The 3,374-nt window shown below is 37.5% G+C and carries 4 protein-coding genes and 2 tRNA genes; 4 read left to right on the top strand and 2 right to left on the bottom strand.

Translation table 11 applies throughout. The features are described 5' to 3' along the window. A partial coding sequence (locus B4237_RS12345; RefSeq protein WP_286943341.1) for a trypsin-like peptidase domain-containing protein occupies positions 1-699 on the bottom strand: 699 nt, incomplete at its 3' end. A 187-nt stretch (positions 700-886) separates the two neighbouring features. On the opposite strand from B4237_RS12345, the gene B4237_RS12340 reads away from it, so the two are divergent. From B4237_RS12340 to B4237_RS12325, 4 genes are all read left to right on the top strand, one after another. Then, positions 887-1,645: a Nif3-like dinuclear metal center hexameric protein gene (locus B4237_RS12340; RefSeq protein WP_061393439.1), complete on the top strand. Its 759-nt coding sequence runs from the start codon at positions 887-889 to the stop codon at positions 1,643-1,645. A 165-nt stretch (positions 1,646-1,810) separates the two neighbouring features. Next, positions 1,811-2,437 carry a superoxide dismutase gene (locus B4237_RS12335; protein WP_004878536.1) on the top strand — a complete coding sequence of 209 codons (627 nt, stop codon included), beginning with the start codon at positions 1,811-1,813 and terminating at the stop codon, positions 2,435-2,437. A gap of 146 nt (positions 2,438-2,583) precedes the next feature. After that, positions 2,584-2,659, top strand: a tRNA-Asn gene (locus tag B4237_RS12330). Between the two features lie 9 nt (positions 2,660-2,668). Further along, positions 2,669-2,744 (top strand) — tRNA-Asn (locus tag B4237_RS12325). Between the two features lie 58 nt (positions 2,745-2,802). Here B4237_RS12325 and B4237_RS12320 read toward each other — a convergent pair. After that, on the bottom strand, positions 2,803-3,374 hold a 572-nt coding region (locus tag B4237_RS12320; RefSeq protein ID WP_286943337.1), incomplete at its 5' end, for a TonB C-terminal domain-containing protein.

Raw genomic sequence — 3,374 nt, 5'->3', positions numbered from 1 at the left:
ACCACCAGAGTTTCCTGGATTAATGGCTGCATCGGTTTGAATAAAGTCTTCATAGGTATTAATACCCAAATCCGAACGACCAGTTGCTGAAATAATCCCTTGAGTTACAGTTTGTCCTACGCCAAATGGATTACCAATTGCAAGAACGACATCACCCACTTCATTACCACTCAACTTAAATGGCAGAACAGGTAGGTTATCTAATTCAATTTTGATCACAGCCAAGTCTGTATCGGGATCAGTGCCAATCACTTTAGCTTCAGCACGACGACCATCTTGCAATGCCACCACAATGTGTTCAGCCTGAGCAATCACATGATTATTCGTTAAAATATAACCATCGGCACGAACAATAACACCCGAACCTAAACTATTTTCATTTTGCTGCTGTTGAGGCATTTGATTGCCAAAGAACTCGCGAAATACAGGATCATTCAATAATGGATGATTCATCTGTTTCACTTTTTGAGTGGTAAATATATTCACGACAGCTGGAGCAGCAACTTTAACAGCAGCGTTATATGAGACTACCCCACCAGTTCGAGTTGTATCAACCAATGGTTCTACCTTTTCAGCAGGCATTTTTACACCATCAGAAGCCACAGTTGGTTTTGGTTGATGTGATTTCTGCCAAGCTAGAAAACTAAATACAACCAGAATGAGTAATACCCAAGGTAACCATGTAAATGCACGGCGCACGTCTATTATCCTCTTGGCAAATGTAAGTTATAAATCAGTAATATATTGAAGAACTGGAAATTTCCATCATTGTAAAGTAAATAGCTTAAAATCAATGCAAAAGTTAAAAAAGTTTTGTCTAGCTTTAGTTACATTTAAAAATGTGTTTTATTTACTCCCATAAAATGTTGAACATTTGAGGAATCGCATGGCAAATTTGCATGACATTGTGCAATGGTGTAATCAAACTTTAAAAGCAAACGAATTTAAAGATTACGCACCAAATGGCTTACAAATCGAAGGTAAAGCTGAAGTAAACAAGATTGTTTGTGCAGTCACCGCATCTGAAGATGCAATTGATGCGGCGATTGCCGAAAAAGCAGATGCGCTGCTCGTTCATCATGGTTATTTTTGGAAAGGTGAAGCTTACCCAATCACAGGTATGCGTGGAAACCGTATTAAGAAACTCATTCAAAATAACATTTCTTTGATTGCCTACCACCTTCCTTTAGATGCACATCCAAGTTTAGGCAATAATGTAGCAATTGCTGATTTAATTGGCTTACAAAACCTAGAAGCGTTAGACCCATCAGAAAAGCACCCAATCGGTAATATTGCTTATCTAGATCAACCGCTCAGCCCAGAACAGTTTAAAGCAAAGTTACAAAACATCTTTGATTTTGGCATCATTCATTTACCTTGTAACAAGACATTAATTCAAAAAGTTGGTTTTTGCACTGGCGGTGCGCAAGACTTTATAGCCAAAGCTGCTTCAGAAAACTGTGATGCTTATATTTCAGGTGAAGTGAGTGAACGTACTTTTTATGAAGCAAAAGAACTTGGTGTACACTATTTTGCATGTGGTCACCATGCAACTGAACGTTACGGCGTACAGCGTTTAGCCGATGCTCTTGCTAATCAATTCATGATTGAAGCCGTCTATTTTGAACTCAATAATCCGATTTAATAGAATTGAAGAATCCGATTTTGTTAAATCTTTTTTCCATTCGGGTTATATATTTAAATTAAGTCTTTATTGTGTATAGTTCTTTAAAAGACTGTCCTATTGTCTTTAGAATCATTTACAATAGAGCCACTTAATGTAAAACCCAGCAAATGCAAGGATTGAAACATGACAACCATTACTTTACCTGCACTTCCATATGGCTATGATGATTTAGCTCCGCACATTACTCGCGAAACTTTAGAATACCATCACGACAAACATCACAATACTTACGTTGTTAACTTAAACAACCTAATCAAAGGTACTGACCTTGAAGGTAAATCTTTAGAAGAAATCATCAAAGCTTCTGCTGGTGATGCATCTAAAGCAGGTATCTTTAACAATGCTGCTCAAGTATGGAACCACACATTCTATTGGAACAGCATGAAACCAAATGGTGGTGGAAAGCCTACTGGCGCGATTGCAGCTAAAATCGATGAAGCTTTTGGTAGCTACGAAAAATTTGCTGAAGAATTTACTGCTGCTGCAACAACTCAATTTGGTTCAGGTTGGGCTTGGTTAGTTGCTGACGAAGTAAATGGTAAATTATCAATTACTAAAACTGCAAACGCAGATACTCCACTTGCTCATGGTCAAGTTGCAGTATTAACAATCGACGTTTGGGAACATGCTTACTACATCGACTTCCGTAACTTACGTCCAAAATACATTGCTACTTTCTTAGAAAGCTTAGTGAACTGGGACTATGCAAATGCAAAACTTGCAGGTCAACCAGCAGGTGTTGAGAAATAATTATTATTTCTTGAATAAAAACTGCCCACTTCGGGCAGTTTTTTTATGCATACAGCTTCAAAAGAATATTTATCAAGCAAACAATTCATTTTCTTTACTATTCTTGTTGACGACATAGGTTTTCATGCCTAAAATGCGCATCAGATTCTCCAATAGCTCAGTCGGTAGAGCGACGGACTGTTAATCCGCAGGTCCCTGGTTCGAGCCCAGGTTGGAGAGCCAATCTAGTATTCTCCCATAGCTCAGTCGGTAGAGCGACGGACTGTTAATCCGCAGGTCCCTGGTTCGAGCCCAGGTGGGAGAGCCAAGATTCTAAAAAGCCCTGATCATTGATTGGGGTTTTTTTTATACGTACAAATTAATATTTAGTTTGATCGAAATACTATTGTTACCACCCTTGACTCTAACCCACCAAAGAAATCATTCTTCTCAGCATTCGTTAAACTACTTACAATTGTTGAATGACGAACTGCTTGTCTCGTAGATAGATCAAAAATTCTATTCCCACTACTCTGAAGAACCTGTATAGAATCAATTGCATTATTTCTTGATATATTAAATTTCACTATATTACTTAAATTTGCACTACCAGTAGGGACTTCCCATAAACTCATTATTTCTTTATGAACTTTCTCTTCTATTGATTTACTTCTATCACTTTCTGTTAAAGCTGGATCATCCACCTGATTATCATTAATATAAAATTCGAAGGGTTGCTCGACTCTAACAGGATAATATTTACCATTAAACTGATACGGATAAAGACTAGATTTCTTGATTTCAGCCACCACCAAAGCATCTAACTCAACAATACCACTACTTTTCTTAATTTTTGATGCGACTACTTCCCCTTTCTCATTTACATATACCAAAATATTCAGATCCCTATTTTTACCTTGTAATAAAGAAGGATTAACTAGGGTGTGTTGACACTTTT

Origin of the sequence: Acinetobacter sp. UBA6526, from assembly GCF_002434875.1 — a bacterium.
Classification (GTDB): Bacteria; Pseudomonadota; Gammaproteobacteria; order Pseudomonadales; family Moraxellaceae; genus Acinetobacter; species Acinetobacter venetianus.
This window is presented reverse-complemented; position numbering and strand designations above follow the sequence as displayed.